Here is a 16359-nt window from a genome sequence, read left to right on the forward strand (position 1 = left end):
TGCGACAATGAAAAAAGTGAATTGGGTGTTGGTTTCATTACTTGCAATGATCTTCGGAACATGGTTTATCATTTCGGTTTTACAGCCGCCTATGTGGGTCGGTCATTCTGCTGATAAAAGTTGGACCACAACATATGAAGTGGAACATAGTTTGAAAGAAACGTGGAAAGGTATGGTTTTTTGGAATGGGGAGCATGAGGTGATTATTACTGAAGTGGAGCTATCAAGGAACGGAAATGCGATTCACGGCTGGGAAAAGAATGAACACATAAGCAGCAAAGGCGAGTATATGTATCTATCATTAGGAGAGGCAGAGAATAATCGAGAAGACGAATTACGTTTAACCATTCATTGGCGTGATGAATCAGGTAATTACGAAGAACAAATAGAGCTTTCACCAAAGACAAGGTATTTAATAGTGCCGAGGCTTAATTAATACAAAGTAAAGCCTCGCCTAGAACATTCTGGGCGAGGCCATCTTCTAATGTGGCAAATAATACTGCGGTGTCCTGCTCTTAAATACAGGTACATTCTCACGCACTTCTTTAACCTTCTCTAAATTAAGAGATGCAACGATGGTTTCTTCTTTGTTTTGTGAAGCGATATGAATAAAGTCTCCCCATGGGTCTACTATCATAGAGTGTCCACAAAACTCAACGCCATCATATTCGCCGACTCGGTTAGAAGAGATGATGTACATTTGATTTTCAATTGCTCTAGCTTGCTGCAGTACTTTCCAGTGATTGCTTCTAGCCTCAGGCCACTCTGCTAAAACAAATACAGCTTGTGCACCTTGAAGAGCTAATCCTCGCATGAGCTCAGGGAAACGAAGGTCATAACAAATAATTAACCCCATTTTTTGCCCGTCCAGTTCAAAAATTCCCGCGCTGCTTTTGCCGCCTTCTAAATAAAGGTGTTCATTAAGCATAGGGACAAGGTGCATCTTGTCATATTGATAAATAAGCTCACCTGCTCTGTTAATCACAACAGCACGATTGTAGATTTTTGCATCCTCTTTTGTGGCAAAAGAACCGCCTACAATATTAATTTGAAACTTTACTGCCAGTTCTTTTAATAAGTGAATAGTCGTCTCTGACTCATCTTCTGCTAAATCCTCCAGGTCATTTAATGTGTAGGCGGTGGTCCACATTTCAGGAAGGACCACCGTATCTGGTCTATCCTCATTACAAACAGATTCCACCCAATTGGCTACTTTCTTTCGGTTTTGTTCAGGCTTTCCCGGTATGATATCCATTTGATAGACTGCTATCTTCAATGAAATCCCTGCTTTCTGTGTATGAGATGCTTCTATATAAATTGATGTTGTTAGTTTTAAGATAAAGTAAATGGAAGATTCGGTCAAATATATTAGAAAAATCTGTCTCTGATAACTTACTCAATACATAAAAATGGCTGAAGCAATAAATAATAATTGTTAACTTATTTAATTCAGGGGTGTGAAAGAATTGAAAGAGTTTGCTGATCGAATAATAGGATTTTCACCAGAAGGAGCAGTTATTTGGTCAGCAATTGGCGCCACTATTTTAGCTGCTCTATTTCAATGGGGCACAACGAGGTATAAAAAGAAAGTTGAACTTCCATGGATGAGAGAAGAAAATCAAAAGAATAAAGAGCAGATGATCAACAATTTTAAAAAATCAACTAGAGAAGAGATTGAAAAATGAAACATACTATTTCCTATTCTATCTCACCAGGAGAGATGTGTTTGACGCTTGTTTCAATGATTATAGGGGTTGGTATTCTTACGTTACCAAGAGTTTTAGCAACAGAATTAGGTTTGGCAGACGGTTGGATCTCCATTCTTTTAGCTAGTGGGATCATTATGAGTTTGGTGGCTTTATATGTGAAACTGCAGCAGCAGTTTCCAGGCGAGACACTTCTGCAATATATAGCAGGTGGTAAAGTGGGTAAGTGGTTTGCTCCCGTTCTTGCCTTACTATTTCTAGTCTATTTTTTATGTTTAATGGGGTATGAGGTGCGAATACTAACCTCCCTGATGAGGATGTACATTTTAGACCAAACACCCTCAGAAGTTATTGCTGCCCTCATGTTGTTCATTACGACCTATGCTGTTTCAAAAGGGGTCCAAGGAATCGTTCATTTAAGTCTCATGTTTTTACCTATTGTTGTATTTGTGCTCTTAGGGCTAATTTCATTTACTTCTATCAACTCTGATATGACGAATCTGCTTCCAGTTATGCCGGAAGGAATATTTCCTATTCTGCTTACTATGAAGGTAACGTTATTTTCATTTTTAGGTCTTGAAATCTTATTTTTCCTGATGGGCTACATGAAGAAAAGTGATTTAAAAGTGTTCCCTTTAATGGCAGGGATTATGTTAATTATGTTTCTTTATTTATTAGTAACGATAATTTCATATGCTAATTTCAGTGTTGACACAACTACGCAAATCACTTTTCCAACAGTTGAACTAGCAAAGCAGATAGAAATACCAGGTGGATTTTTTGAGAGGCTGGAATCCTTATTAATTACGGTTTGGATCATGACCATTTTTAACACGATCTCTATTTCACAATTGATTTTTATTCAGTTACTAGAAAAGCACTTTGTAAAGAAAGAAGCGTTCACAACCTATTTACCTGCCATAAGTATTTTCTTTATTTTCATTGTAGCTTTTATCCCTCACTCCATAACTGAAACGTTTCAGTTTGGAGAATGGATTGGCTGGCTGGGTTTAGCTTTATATCTCGTAAGTTTAGGGTGTGGATACCTTTTTTTCTTTAGCAGAAGACGGAAGACCGGCAAGGTTGGAAAGGGTGTGAGCTATGAATCATGAGGATAATAAGGTGGTTAACGTGTTTATTCTTTCTCTTGTTAAGCTTAACCGGATGCTGGGATCGGGCTGAACTTGAAGAAGTGGGATTTGTTATTGGGGTTGCATTTGATCCAAGCAGAGATAATCCTAAGGTCTTTGATTCGACGTTTCATATTGCCATTCCATCTGCTTTTGGCAATGGGCATGTTGAGGGCGGAACTAGTGGGGTTCAACCCTTTTTTAATATTACATCCAGTGGTTCAACCAATTTTAAGATGATTCGTAACATTAATTCTCGAAGAAGCAGATCCCTTAATTTCGAACATTTAAAAGTAATAGTGATTAATGAAGAGCTTGCTAGACAAGATTTCATTACAGGTGTACTTGATCTTTATACAAGAGACCATGAGATGAGAAGAAAAACGCATGTATTAATTTCTAATGGAGCGGCGAAGGATGTTTACATCGATAAATTACCACTAGAAGATATGCCGGGAATCTCAATGGATATGATAGATGAAAATAATCAAAATGTGCTAGGGATGATCGATACTAGAGAAATTGGAATGATCTCTGAGAAAGTGGCTGCCAACAGCAGCTATCTAATACCCGGAGTATATAAGCCGCAAAGAGGAGACTTAAGGCTTTCAGGTGCAGCCATTATTAATGGATCAACCAATAAAATGATGGGTTGGTTAGATGAAGGAGATGTCAGAGGCTATAACTGGGTAATTGGTGAAGCGATGAATGGCATCTTAGAGGCAGAGGGGAAAAACGGTGACCCCTTTGTTTTTGAAATATTATCACAGGAAACAAAACTTAATTATAAAAGGGAAAATGGTAAAAATGTATTTGATGTTCATATTAAGGCAGAGGGAACTTTTGCGGAAAGTTGGATGTCAGGGCTGCAAATAGATGATCCTAAAGCTTTAATGGAAATTGAAAACATCTTAGAAGCAGAAATAAAAAAGCAATCTCAACAAATTGTTACGAAAATGCAAGAAGAATACTACTGTGACATTTTTTCTTTTCAGAAACTCCTCAAAAGAAAGAATTATCACTATTGGAAAGAAACAAAAGATCGGTGGGAAGGTGAAAATGGTTTGTTTAAAGATGCTGTTATTACGATACATTCAGACGTTTTGATCAGTCACTATATGACTCAGGAGAAAGTAAGCTAACTTCATTGAACTAGGTGATTATGTGTATAGGAAGTTATTAAAGAAAAAAAGAGATACGATTCAACCGTTAAAAACGAATGCTATTGATTCTTCAGATTTAGTTGATTTAACTAAATTAGTGAAAGATTATATTGGAGAAAGCAGTGATATCGTTCAGCACGATATGGTCATTGCAGGCCTAATTAAAGCGACACTCTTTTATGTGAGCGGGTTAAGCGACAGGGATTTGCTTGACAATAGTGTTATTAAGCCAATTATGCAAATTTCTCAACGTGAAGTTGCTAATTTAAGTCATGAAGAACTTATAAAGAAATTATCACAAGAGGTGATAAACCTTTCTTCTGTACAGTCAATTAAATCGCTTGAACAATCAGTCCATCTTCTTATGACTGGAGATTCATTGCTTATAGTAGATGGTGTGGATAAGGTAATTATTTTAGGCACAAAAGGGTATGAAAAAAGAGGAATAGAAGAGCCCAAGAGTGAAGTGGTTATCCGAGGGCCAAGAGATGGATTTATTGAGGATATACAAACGAATATTGTTTTATTGAGAAGACGTATTGCCGATCCTAACTTTATAATACAGACAGGAGAAATCGGACAAAGAGCCAAGATTAAATATTCTATTGGATATATTAAAGGTCTTGTCACTGAGGAGTTAGTCAATGAGGTAAGGTATCGTATCAGCTGCATAAAGACTGACGAAGTATTAGAAACAGGTACATTAGAGCAGCTAATTGAGGATAATGTATTATCTCCTTTTCCTCAGTTAATGCATACTGAAAGGCCTGATAAAACGACAGCTGCTTTAATGAATGGAAAAGTGATCATATTGATTGATGGAACTCCGTACTCACTGATCACGCCAACTACATTTGAGCAGTTATTGAAGTCACCTGAAGATTATTATGATCGCTGGCACATTGGAACGCTGATTCGACTCATCCGCTATTTGGCGGCCTTCTTTGCTCTATTTTTGCCTTCTTTATATATTGCTATGGTGACGTATCATCATGGAATGATTCCTACAACACTTGCTCTCTCCATTGCTGGTACGCGTGAAGGAGTGCCTTTTCCTGCATTTTTAGAAGCTTTTCTAATGGAAATAACAATTGAATTATTGCGTGAAGCTGGAATTCGTCTGCCTCGTGCGATAGGTCAAACAATTGGGATTGTTGGAGGGCTCGTCATTGGAGATGCAGCGGTTAGGGCGGGGTTTGTAAGTCCTGTTATGGTAATTGTTGTTGCCATTACTGCAGTAGCATCGTTTGCTATTCCTTCTTATAGTTTTAGTATAGCTCTTAGAATGCTCCGTTTCTCATTTATGATTGCAGCATCTATGTTTGGATTATATGGCATTGTCATCTCCTATATCACAATAAATGTTCACTTGGTCGGCTTGCGAAGTTTCGGTTCTTATTATACGTCTCCTTTTGCACCGTTTCGTTATAAGGATTGGTTAGACCTCGTGTTTAGAGCTCCCTTGTCTCAACAACGTACGAGAACGAATGAACCAGGAACGCTTGATGATATTAAACAAAACTAAAGATAAAGAGTCCAACCTCCGTTGGGCTTTTTTTTATATATAAATATTGCTATTTCTATTACTACACGTCTTGTTATTAATTTTATAAGAAATTCCTGGAAAACTTCGAACAACCTCGTGCCAAAGAACCAAATAAATAGGCATGAATACAATAAAAGATCATTAGTTCAAGTGGGTGATGCCTATGTTTCGCAAACATAATCGTAAATACAATCGTTCGTTTAAAAAGAACGTTTTAGATGATAATGGACAGATCAGTGAAGAAAGCAAAGTTGAATTAATGCAAAGATTAAATGAGGCAGAGAAAGAGAGGCACCCAGGACTTACTGCTGCTGAAAATAAAGTGTTAGCTGGAACCTGGATTCAAGCAGTAGGGACACTGTTTGAGGCCCAAGGGGTTACAGAAGAATATTTAATCACAGTAGCAGAAGAAGGGGAAGAGGGATTAGAGGCAGAAAGGCAGGCTGTTTTTGGGATATGGCTGCAGGCGATTGGGTCCTTTTTAGGAGCAATCGGGGCTTGGCAGCAGCTCTCATCTGATGAAGAAATTCAGCGTGAAGGATTGAAATTAGGCATTATCGGCAGCTGGTTTGAAGCGTTCGGTGCCGCAACAGAAGCGGTTGCAGAAACACAAGGATTGATTGAAGGTGAGAAAGAAGAAGTTTTGCCTTAGAACCATTTCAAACGAGAATGGTTCTTTTTAGGGAATACCTGTCTTTAGATGGACATACCCTCTAGAAAGGGGGAGATGTTTTGAAGAAAAGAATTATAGCTGTTGGGGCAGGGGCTATTTTGACGACAGCCATCATCGTATCAACAATATTTAGTGACCCGCCTGTCGAGGATGTTGTATTAGAACACACTGAATTCGATAGTCAGCTGGCTCATCAAGAAATGGTTTCCATATCTGAAGCTGTTATGAATGCTTTAGCTGATTATGAGATTATTGGGGATGTTCAAATCAACTACCAAGAATCGATTTCCATTACGACTTCAGAAGATCAATCAATTGCTGAAGAAATGCAAAATGAGATACTCCAAGCGTTGAATTCAGAAGAGTTATCTTCCGTTACTCGTGTTGACGCTTATGACATTTTAATAAGAAGTGAAGTGTACGAAAAGTAAAAAACGAGGGCTGCAACGAAGCAGCTCTCGTTTTTATAGTTTATAGAGAGCATCGTCTGGCATTCACCATTTGCTTGATACTAATTTTATATATCGTATGAGCAGAAAGGGAAGAAGGAAACAAGTATTTATTAGACGAGGATTAAACTAAAAAAAACCGTTTTGATGTATATCCTCAAGTCTGACTTAGAAGGGAATAATCTTTTACACTCTGAGTGATACTACAGTAATTAGATAAGGGCGCAAGTAAGTGTATAAGGCAAAAAATAAGTGAATGAGTAAAGAAAAAGTAGGAAGGAGTATTTGAATTGGATTTACACTTCATATGGAAAGCGGTAGTTATTGTTTTTGGTGGAGTCCTTATTTTGCGAATGGCTGGCAGAAAGTCAATTTCCCAGCTGACGGTTGCCCAGACCGTCATGATGATTGCTGTTGGTTCATTAATTATTCAGCCAGTAAGTGATAGAAATATTTGGATTACATTAGTGATTACATTAATACTTGTCCTCACACTAATTATGATTGAATATATCGTACTGAAATTCGATATTCTAGAAAATTTTTTTTACAGCAAATCGATAATGGTCGTGGAAAATGGGGAAATTATTGAAAAAAATTTATTAAAACTACGTTTAACAGTAGATATGCTTGAAGTCAGATTAAGGCAGCAAAGTATTCAAAGAATTAGTGATTTGCAATGGGCCACTATAGAATCAAATGGTCAACTGGGATACCAGCTAAAAGTTGAAAAACAATATGCTACGAAAGAAGATATTCAAATGCTTGTCTCGTTGATTCAAGCGAACTTACCTCACTCACCAGAACAAATGCCAAAGGACGATGCACAGGATAGCAATAATCTATTTAAAGAAGTTAAATATAATAAGCATGGAGAAGAACCGCCGGATTATTTGAAATGAGGGGATAAAATGGGTGTGAAAAGCATAGATAAAACTTTTATTTTAACCTTCTCAAAATGGGTAATGTGGGGAGCTCTTATCGGTGCGGCAGTAGGTTCTACAACGGCTTTTCTTTTAACAACAAATGATTTTCTTGGGAATACACGTGAAAATCATTCATGGCTAATCTATTTTTTACCTCTAGCTGGCATACTGTTAGGTTACATATATATGAAGTACGGAAAGAAAGACGGAAATGACTCTGCTAAAGGAAATAATCTAATTATAGAAGCTGTTCATGGGAATGCAAAAGTAGTACGCAGAATAGGACCTATTGTCTACTTAGGTACGTTTCTAACAGTCTTACTTGGCGGGTCCACAGGAAGAGAAGGCGCAGCTATTCAAATGGGTGGAAGTATAGCTGAAACAGTAAATCATTACTTCAAAGTGAACCTAATAGACACGAACATTCTACTGTTGAGCGGAATTAGTGCAGGATTTGGCGCAGCTTTTGGAACTCCCATAACAGGAGCTGTTTTTGGAATGGAGATGACTGCCTTAGGGAAAATGAGGTTTGACGCTTTGATTCCTTGCCTTGTATCTAGTTTTGTTGGCCATTATATAACCGAGTCAGCTTGGGGAGTCGAGCATGAATCTTTCATAATTCAATCAGTACCAGAGACCTCACTTAAGATGTTCGGTATGGTTATTCTTTTATCCATTACTTTCAGTCTTTTAAGTGTATTTTATTGTCAACTAAGGCACGGTATTCAAAGCTTCTCTGAAAAAATTTTTAAGAAAAACCATATGAGTAGAGCCTTTTTTGGGGGAAGCTTTATTGTTGCATTAACATTGATCTTAGGGACTGAGGAGTATAATGGACGTAGTTTAGATATGCTTGAACAATCTTTTGAAGAAAATGTTCCCCCTTTCGCCTTTCTTGCTAAGCTAGTATTTACAGCAATTACCCTTGGCAGCGGCTTTGTAGGCGGGGAAGCCATACCTCTATTTTTTATGGGGGCAACTTTAGGAAATAGCTTATCCGGATTCATTGATTTACCGTTATCCTTTCTTGCTGGGCTTGGCCTGATTGCTACCTTTGCAGGCGGGGCTAACACACCGATTGCAGCATTCCTTTTAAGTATTGAGATGTTTGGCGGCGAAGGAATTGAATTCTTCTTTATTGCTTGTTTAATAAGTTATATATTTTCTGGGCACCATGGACTTTGGCCATCTCAACCTATATATGAACCTAAAAGTCGGTTATATAACCTTGCTTACGGAGGAACTATTGAAACAACTGAGAAGAATAAATAGTTTTGCTATTCGCTTACCCGGTCAAAAAAAAGCAGGACCATTGTATACTGTCCCCAATTATTAGTTGTTTCTAATAATTAGGGACAGTCCATTTCCTTGCTTTCCTGGATATTTAATTTTAAGTTAGCTGCTGTTCAGCAAACTCCCGGTATAAATCATGAGTGGAAACTAATTCTTGGTGAGTACCAATCCCTGTTATTTTTCCTTTTTCAATAAAGATGATTTTATCCGCATGAACGATGGTCGATAATCTGTGAGCAATGACAAAGGTTGTTCGTCCTTCCATTAAACGAGTCAGAGCTTCTTGTACGATTCCTTCAGATTGACTGTCAAGGCTTGCTGTTGCCTCATCCATCATTAGTATTTTAGGATCACGCAAAAAAGCGCGGGCAATCGCAATACGCTGCCGTTGTCCGCCGGAGAGCTTCACACCTCTTTCTCCTACTTCTGTTTCAAGCTGCTCTGGAAACTCTTTTATGAATTGATCGGCATAAGCCATTTTCGCAACTTCCCATAGACGGTCATCAGAAATCTCTTCTTTATTATCTAATCCGTAGCATAAATTCTCACGTATCGTTCCTGCCATCATTGGACTGTCTTGAGAGACATAGCCGATTTGACTTCTCCAGGATGCCATCGACAATTTTGATATAGGTGTTTCACCAACAAAGATCTCACCAGACAAAGGCTCATAAAACCTCTCGATTATCGCAAACATGGTTGTTTTACCACCGCCGCTAGGACCCGCAAATGCAACCATTTCATCTGGTGACACATCAAATGACACGTCATTAATAACAGGTTCATCTGAGCTGTAGCCGAAAGTGAGATCACGGACATACAGCGGTTGGTTTGTAATGTCCATCGTTATTCCTTCTTGTCCTTCTTCTAGCGGGATCTCTAAAATATCAATAATCCGTTCAGTTGCTCCTTTCGCTTTTTGAAGCTGAGTAAAGAACATCGTAAAGGAGGTGATAGGGAAGATAATTTGAAATAAGTAAAGTAAGAAAGCTACAAGAGACCCAGTAGTCATTGTTCCTTCTGCTACACGAACTCCGCCATAACCAATAATGATCACAATGACTACCATTATCACTAAATAAATCAATGGGCCAATCATAGCAAAAATACGAGCTTCTCTTAGCCCAAATCCCAATAATTTATTGATGCCTGTTACTCCCTTTTCTTCTTCAACGACCTCAGCATTAGAAGATTTCATCAAGCGGATTTCGCTTAAGGTTTGCTGAACACTTCCAGTAAAGGCAGCAGTTTCATCCTGAAGGCCTCGTGAAATCTTAGCCATTTTTCTGCCGAGCGGAATAAGAATGAGAGCTGTAAGTGGAACAGAGATGAACATAAGCAAGGTCATTTTCCAATCCATAATAAATAAGATAATAACTGCCCCGATGATGGTGATAATACCTGATATAAAATTAGGGAAATGCTGTGAGATCAAGTCTTTTACGATCCCAGTATCATTTACGACACGGCTTACTGATTCACCGCTCGTTTTCTTATCAAAGTAGTTAACAGGCAGGCGTAGTAATTTAAACCACATCTTTTCACGCAAGGCAGCTACAATTTTTTGCCCGACATAGGCAAGTAAATACATAGAAAATCCATCCGTTACAGCTTGCAAGATAAATACAACCCCAATTAAAACGATCAGCCACACACTTAAGGATTCAACTGAAAAGCCGTCTACAAGTTCTCTTGTTAACAAGGGAATCGAAAGACCGACGAGTGTTGTAATCAAGCTGCCCACAAGGCCAAGAGTTAGTGCTAGTTTAGGGATCTTTGTTGAAAGGATAAGAGAAATAAAAGGCTTGATGCTTGTTTGTTCATTTGGCTTCATTTGTTCACTTCCTCATTTTGCAATATGCGTAGGTATTGGTTAGTTAAATTTACCATAAATACATGCGATTATCCTGTTTATAGATGAAAAGAAGTTCATTTCAGAAAAATGAAAAAATGGATAGCGTTCTCTCTCTAATTTCGTTTATACTAATGAAAAGTATTTCTGTAATCGAAATATATCGAAAGTAATTAATCGAGGTGAATAAACATGAAGCGCGGAATGAGAGCAGAAGATTTATACAAATTAAAATCAGTAAAAAACCCACAACTCTCCCCGGATGGGAAAAATGTTGTATTTGTACAAACAGTAATCAATGAAGACAAACACGACTATGAATCACATTTGTTTATCAGTGACATAGATGGTAAACAAGTACGTCAATGGACATTTGGAGATGGATCAGATAATACACCTGCATGGTCTCCAGATGGACGTTTTATTGCCTTTACATCTACTCGTAGCGGGAAATCTCAAATTTACCTTATCAGTGCTGAGGGAGGAGAAGCAAGACAGATTACGTCTTGTCTAAATGGAGCTAAGTATCCAATGTGGTCACCCGACAGCTCCAAAATTCTTTTTGAAGGTTCATTAGCACCAAATGAGAAGCTCACAGATAAGAAGAGGGACAAGAAAGAAAAAAATGGCGACAAGCTGCCTGAGCCGATGGTGGTTGAAAGAATCCGCTATAAGTCCGATGCGACCGGGTTTCTTGATGATAAAAATCAGCACTTGGGAATCGTGACGGTTGAGACTGGAGAGGTCCTGCAGCTGACTGATGGTGATCGTGATCATGCTGCTGGCGCTTGGTCAGCAGACGGTCAGAGTATTGTGTTTTCTGCAGACTTAGGAGAGGATCCTGATTTTAGCCATATATCTGATGTATACATCATGTCCCTTGCTGACAAACAGCTCACAAAGATTACGCCAAGTACTGGTTTCTTCGGAAATCCAAATTATTCACCAGACGGCAAATACATAACATTGATTGGACATGAAAAAGAATACAAGAGTGCGACATTATCTCGTGTATGGCTTTATGAATTGGAGTCACAATCACTGCAATGTCTGACCGCAGACTTGGATATTCATGTTGGAGATATTGCAATAGGCGATTTTCACTCTGCTATCGTAGACCAAGGGGCGGTTTGGACGAATGACAGTAAAGGATTTTATTTTCTTGTAACCGATCAAGGGAGGACAGCTGTATATTATGGCACGATTGAAGGTGAAATGTATCCGGCAATGAATGATAATGAGCATGTGTACGGAATGACCATCAATCCTGATACTCACGAGGCTGTTGCAGCAATAAGTAACCCGACACATCCCGGTGATCTTTTCAAAGTGAACTTATCAACAGGTGAGAGAACACAGCTTACGTATGTAAACGACGATTTCTTTAAGGATATAGAACTTTCTTCAGCTGAACCAATCACGTTTGATGCACCGGATGGCTGGGAGGTTCATGGCTGGGTAATGAAGCCATTTGGTTTTGAAGAAGGGAAGAAATATCCGACGATTATTGAAGTTCATGGCGGACCTCACGCAATGTATGCCAATACGTATTTTCATGAGTTTCAAATGCTCGCATCAGCAGGCTATGTCGTCGTATTTACCAATCCGCGCGGCAGCCATGGCTACGGTCAAGCCTTTGTAGATGCTGTTCGAGGGGACTATGGCGGGAAAGATTATCAAGACGTAATAGCTGCGACTGATTATGCTGTGGAATATCTAGAATATGTCGATGCAGACAACCTAGGAATTACTGGCGGGAGCTATGGCGGATTTATGACGAACTGGGCAGTCAGTCATACTAATCGTTATAAAGCAGCTGTCACACAGCGTTCCATTTCCAATTGGCTGAGCTTTTATGGGGTGAGTGATATCGGCTACTATTTTTCAGAGTGGGAAGTAGGCGGAGATTTGATTGAAGAAACTGAAAAGCTTTGGAAACACTCTCCTATAGCCCATGTTAGCAAAGTGGAAACACCGCTTCTCATCCTTCACGGAGAAAAAGATTACCGCTGTCCAATTGAACAAGCTGAGCAATTATTTGTGGCACTTAAGAAACAAAAGAAAGAAACAAAATTTGTTCGTTTCCCAGAAGCCAATCACGAACTTTCAAGAAGCGGTAATCCAAAGCTTCGGATCGAAAGGTTGAATCATATTAAAGGTTGGTTTGAAGAGTATTTAGATTAAATGAGTCACAGCCACTTTACTTGAGTAGAGTGGCTGTTTGCCTAATAAGGAGGTTTAACCATGGATCTGCAAAGCTTTTTTGTACAATCGGTCACTCATTATTTTAAAGACGCTGGAGTGAAGTGGCTTAAAAACCTACCGTTTTTAATTAAAGAAATTGAAACAAAATTCAATGTAAAAATGGGGCAGCCGTATGAGCTGTCTATTAATTATGTTGCACCTGCAAGGACTTTTGAAGGAGAAGAGGTTGTTGTTAAAATTTGTTTGCCTGGTTTAGGCTTTGAAAGCGAACTGGCTGCTCTCGAGAATCTAAAGGGAGGTGGAATTGTTCAGGTACTTGGGTCTGATGCCAAGCTCGGTGTAATGATTCTTCAGAAAGTAAGCCCTGGTGATACGTTAGCTTCTTGTGAGAGCGAAAAAGAAGCATGCCTGATAGCAGCCAATGTGTACAAAGAATTAAAAGGCTCGATAGTAAAAGAAGAGAATAATCTCTCTCTTTCCACAGCGAAAAATAGAGAGGAGAGCCTTCAAAAGATGATTGAAGAACATCCTGAAGGATTTGGTCCTCTTTCTAGAGATATGCTTGATGAAGCGTTAAAGGTCTTTACCTATCTAAATGACTCCACAAAGAAAAGGTATGTTTTGCATGGAGATTTTCATCACTACAATATTCTCAAAGGTGAAAAAGGATGGAAAGCAATCGATCCTAAGGGGCTTGTTGGCGAAAGAGAGTACGATCTTATTCAGTTTATGTTAAATGTATTACCGGAAGCAGGGATCGAGGAAGTCCTTATGCAGCGTATCACCCTATTTACAGAGCAGCTCAATTTGGATAGAAGAAGGCTGCTTCTCTACGGCTATGCTCACTCCGTTTTAGCAACTGCATGGACAGTTGATGAAGAGGGAGGATACAACAAGCACTTCTTTCAAACGATTGAATCATTTAAAAATATGTATCTGGCTGAAGCTGGCGAATGGCTCAGTAAAAAATAAAGAAGGTATTGGACGCGTAACATCAGCCAGTTCTCTTCCATAATCTAGTAAGGTTAATGAGGAAAATAAGGAGGGGGCTTTATGGGTAATTATTTTGATGAAATACAACACTTGAAGCACTCAGAATATGGCGGTCCACAACCCGTCATAACAGTTACCCGAGTCGCTCTAAATGAAACAGAAGATGTGTCAATGGCTGATCAGTGGGTGGAATATATTCAGCCGCTCGTCACATTCGCTCTTGAAGAAGTAAAAGAAGGAATTAATATGACTCATCTATTTCAAGAATATATTTTAGCCGGCGTTCTTGTCGGCCAAGGCTTTTCACCTGAGGAGGCGATTGCTCAGGTAGAGGAGTGGGAGAAGACGGGAGAATCACAGCTATTACAAGAGAGCAAGCAAATGGACTAAGGTGAAACTAACTAAGAAACAGCCCCTGAATGAAACTTCAAGGGCTGTTACTATTTATCATAAACTTGCGAAGGTTGTATAAACTAAGAAAGTGAACGTAACATTTGGGAGGTCTACACATGAAGATGAGTCAATTAGTTGAGCGAATTACCACGTTTTCAAAAAGCATGAGTAAAGAAGTACTTAAACAGTTCTCGCATGAAAAAACGCATAAAATTGCTGTTCATCATTTAGCAGAGGCTATTCTAACGAATAAACAAACGGTCAAAAAAACAGAAGAATGGTTAGGACTTATCTTTAATGAATATCGCCTGACAGTAGGCCTGATTGATTTTAAATTAGAAACAAAAGGAACGAACAACGAAAAAATCATAAAATTGACGGCAGTTGAAAATGGGAATGATTTATTCTGCTATGAAGCATATGAACCGATTCAATCTGAACAAGACCAGCATGCCGTTCCCCAATATGTATTTGACTATTTAACGAAAGCTTAATCAAGAGACAAGGCGCTATTCATGTGGCCTTGTTTTTTTATGTCTATTATCAAATTTACAATATATTGAAACCGGAAGGGTCGAAATGCCGTAAATAGATGATGTGTAGAAAGACACGTGATAGATAAAAGAGAGGGGAAATAAGGTGAGATCTGAAGCTGTTGAAACGAAAAAGCTGCTGTATATCTTTGGAGTGATTGTGTTTGGGGGCATGCTCCTTAATTCAATCATTGATGCAGGCATTTACTTAGAGTACTATTCTTTAGAAAAATTATGGGAGTATCGTTTATTCATCGCAGGTGGTGCTGTGGTGTATTATGTTACTGTTTTCTTATTTCATTACCTAACTGTTCAATTAGATGAATAACATGAGTATTCTCAGGGGCTGCATTTTATAGCGTGAGAAATGCAAGCAAGATTAGAGGTAATGAATGTTTAAGCCTACTCATTACCTCTAGATTCTCATTATTCTCCGAATTCTTCACTAAGGAAAGGTTCGACAGTGTATTGGGTAGGAAGGTCTTCCCAGAACGTTTCATCTGCATCATAAATGGATCCATCAGCAACAGCTTTAATCGTTGCCTCCATGGTGTCTACTGATTGCCTGATTAAATATCCATTGCTTTTTTGACCGAGTATCGAACTGATATTTGGTGAGTCAGACATCCCTCTCATTTCAAATAGTAATGTAGGAACCTTATAATGAGTAGCTAAATGATTTCTGGCGTTAGACGTTAACCCGTCACCTGTTCCATACCTTGCTAGTCTTCCATAGCCTTTTTTCTCAATTGCTTCATATACAACCGCTCCTAGTTTCTTAGAGTTTAGAAGTACTTCATCTGAGACGGTACTTGTCGGGTAAAGCAATGATCCTGATACCAAATCACCTTCCCCAATTGCTCTGTTTGCAACCTGTTGATGCATATCAATTGCAAAATCTATTTTATGTTTTCTAAGAACTTCTTCATGCAGTGCTCTTGTCTCAGGCTGTGATAAGGAATTATGTGTACGATTTAAATTAATGCCGTTAGCATTATTGCGGGTTTGTTGCCCGCCTCCAAGTAAATGCGAGGTATCCCAATTTACATCTCCTTGGGCCCCATCGGGATTCAAACGAGGGATAAAAATAATATTGATTTGTTTGAGAAGGCTTTGAACCTCTAAGCTGTTAGAAGCAAGTTTGTTTAAAAGATAGAAGATTCCTTCGGTGACAAGTGGTTCGTTGGCGTGCTGCTGGGATAGAAATAAGATGGTTGGATTGTCAGGATTGACTCCAAGCTTAACCATATCAATATCTCTCCCTTTTACGGATTGTCCGATGGTTTCGACGGTAATATGGGCTGCCCTTTTATCAATCCCATTTAAAAATGACTTCATTTCTTCATAATTTTTTAGCCTTTCTATTTTAATTGCTTGTACTTCATTCATGGAGGGACCAGAACCAGCTGCTTGAACGTTGGTGGCTGTATGTGGTGCAATAACCAAGCTGCATGCAAGTGTTAGGGATAAAACCATAGTTGTAAGCTTCTTCATTAA

General features: G+C 38.8%; 17 protein-coding genes. 14 read left to right on the forward strand and 3 right to left on the reverse strand.

Going from position 1 to position 16359, the window contains the following annotated elements; genetic code table 11:
- Positions 1–7: 7 nt before the first annotated feature.
- A complete protein-coding gene (locus PQ478_RS04565; RefSeq protein ID WP_289235962.1) occupies positions 8–436 on the forward strand; it encodes a hypothetical protein in 429 nt (142 codons plus the stop codon).
- A 45-nt stretch (positions 437–481) separates the two neighbouring features.
- On the opposite strand, the gene PQ478_RS04570 is transcribed toward PQ478_RS04565, so the two are convergent.
- The gene (locus PQ478_RS04570) at positions 482–1276 is read right to left on the reverse strand and encodes a carbon-nitrogen family hydrolase (RefSeq protein WP_289235963.1); all 795 of its coding nucleotides are present in this window, start codon (positions 1274–1276) and stop codon (positions 482–484) included.
- A gap of 181 nt (positions 1277–1457) precedes the next feature.
- Between PQ478_RS04570 and PQ478_RS04575 the strand changes: the two genes are divergently transcribed.
- The 8 genes from PQ478_RS04575 (at position 1458) to PQ478_RS04610 (ending at position 8865) form a co-directional block, all read left to right on the forward strand.
- On the forward strand, positions 1458–1685 hold the full coding sequence (locus PQ478_RS04575; RefSeq protein ID WP_289235964.1) for a hypothetical protein: 228 nt from the start codon (positions 1458–1460) through the stop codon (positions 1683–1685).
- Positions 1682–2818: a GerAB/ArcD/ProY family transporter gene (locus PQ478_RS04580; protein ID WP_289235965.1), complete on the forward strand. Its 1137-nt coding sequence runs from the start codon at positions 1682–1684 to the stop codon at positions 2816–2818. The genes PQ478_RS04575 and PQ478_RS04580 overlap by 4 nt, the downstream gene beginning before the upstream one ends.
- On the forward strand, positions 2815–3978 hold the full coding sequence (locus tag PQ478_RS04585) for a Ger(x)C family spore germination protein (protein WP_289235966.1): 1164 nt from the start codon (positions 2815–2817) through the stop codon (positions 3976–3978). Before PQ478_RS04580 ends, PQ478_RS04585 begins: the two co-directional genes overlap by 4 nt.
- A gap of 22 nt (positions 3979–4000) precedes the next feature.
- Complete coding sequence (locus tag PQ478_RS04590; RefSeq protein WP_289235967.1) at positions 4001–5524, forward strand: spore germination protein; 1524 nt, start codon at positions 4001–4003, stop codon at positions 5522–5524.
- A 184-nt stretch (positions 5525–5708) separates the two neighbouring features.
- On the forward strand, positions 5709–6197 hold the full coding sequence (locus PQ478_RS04595) for a hypothetical protein (RefSeq protein WP_289235968.1): 489 nt from the start codon (positions 5709–5711) through the stop codon (positions 6195–6197).
- An 80-nt stretch (positions 6198–6277) separates the two neighbouring features.
- On the forward strand, positions 6278–6649 hold the full coding sequence (locus PQ478_RS04600) for a hypothetical protein (protein WP_289235969.1): 372 nt from the start codon (positions 6278–6280) through the stop codon (positions 6647–6649).
- A gap of 308 nt (positions 6650–6957) precedes the next feature.
- The gene (locus PQ478_RS04605) at positions 6958–7569 is read left to right on the forward strand and encodes a DUF421 domain-containing protein (protein WP_289235970.1); all 612 of its coding nucleotides are present in this window, start codon (positions 6958–6960) and stop codon (positions 7567–7569) included.
- 9 nt (positions 7570–7578) lie between these two features.
- Positions 7579–8865, forward strand: a complete 1287-nt coding sequence (locus PQ478_RS04610) for a voltage-gated chloride channel family protein (protein WP_289235971.1) — start codon at positions 7579–7581, stop codon at positions 8863–8865.
- Positions 8866–8983: 118 nt separating this feature from the next.
- Here the strand turns inward: PQ478_RS04610 and PQ478_RS04615 are convergent, their stop codons facing one another.
- On the reverse strand, positions 8984–10720 hold the full coding sequence (locus PQ478_RS04615; protein WP_289235972.1) for an ABC transporter ATP-binding protein: 1737 nt from the start codon (positions 10718–10720) through the stop codon (positions 8984–8986).
- A 210-nt stretch (positions 10721–10930) separates the two neighbouring features.
- Here PQ478_RS04615 and PQ478_RS04620 point away from each other — a divergent pair, with 210 nt between their 5' ends.
- From PQ478_RS04620 to PQ478_RS04640, 5 genes are all read left to right on the forward strand, one after another.
- Positions 10931–12922, forward strand: coding sequence for a S9 family peptidase (locus tag PQ478_RS04620; protein WP_289235973.1), 1992 nt, complete (start codon positions 10931–10933; stop codon positions 12920–12922).
- Between the two features lie 60 nt (positions 12923–12982).
- On the forward strand, positions 12983–13915 hold the full coding sequence (locus PQ478_RS04625; protein ID WP_289235974.1) for an aminoglycoside phosphotransferase family protein: 933 nt from the start codon (positions 12983–12985) through the stop codon (positions 13913–13915).
- A gap of 81 nt (positions 13916–13996) precedes the next feature.
- Positions 13997–14326 carry a hypothetical protein gene (locus PQ478_RS04630; RefSeq protein ID WP_289235975.1) on the forward strand — a complete coding sequence of 110 codons (330 nt, stop codon included), beginning with the start codon at positions 13997–13999 and terminating at the stop codon, positions 14324–14326.
- A gap of 119 nt (positions 14327–14445) precedes the next feature.
- Entirely contained in the window at positions 14446–14823 is a 378-nt protein-coding gene (locus tag PQ478_RS04635) for a hypothetical protein (protein WP_012957869.1), read from the forward strand.
- 145 nt (positions 14824–14968) lie between these two features.
- Positions 14969–15190, forward strand: coding sequence for a hypothetical protein (locus tag PQ478_RS04640; protein WP_075683899.1), 222 nt, complete (start codon positions 14969–14971; stop codon positions 15188–15190).
- 98 nt (positions 15191–15288) lie between these two features.
- Here PQ478_RS04640 and PQ478_RS04645 read toward each other — a convergent pair whose 3' ends face one another.
- On the reverse strand, positions 15289–16356 hold the full coding sequence (locus tag PQ478_RS04645; RefSeq protein ID WP_289235976.1) for a M14 family zinc carboxypeptidase: 1068 nt from the start codon (positions 16354–16356) through the stop codon (positions 15289–15291).
- Positions 16357–16359: the final 3 nt, after the last annotated feature.

Origin of the sequence: Alkalihalophilus pseudofirmus (assembly GCF_029094545.1) — a bacterium.
Classification (GTDB): Bacteria; Bacillota; Bacilli; order Bacillales; family Bacillaceae_D; genus Alkalihalophilus; species Alkalihalophilus pseudofirmus.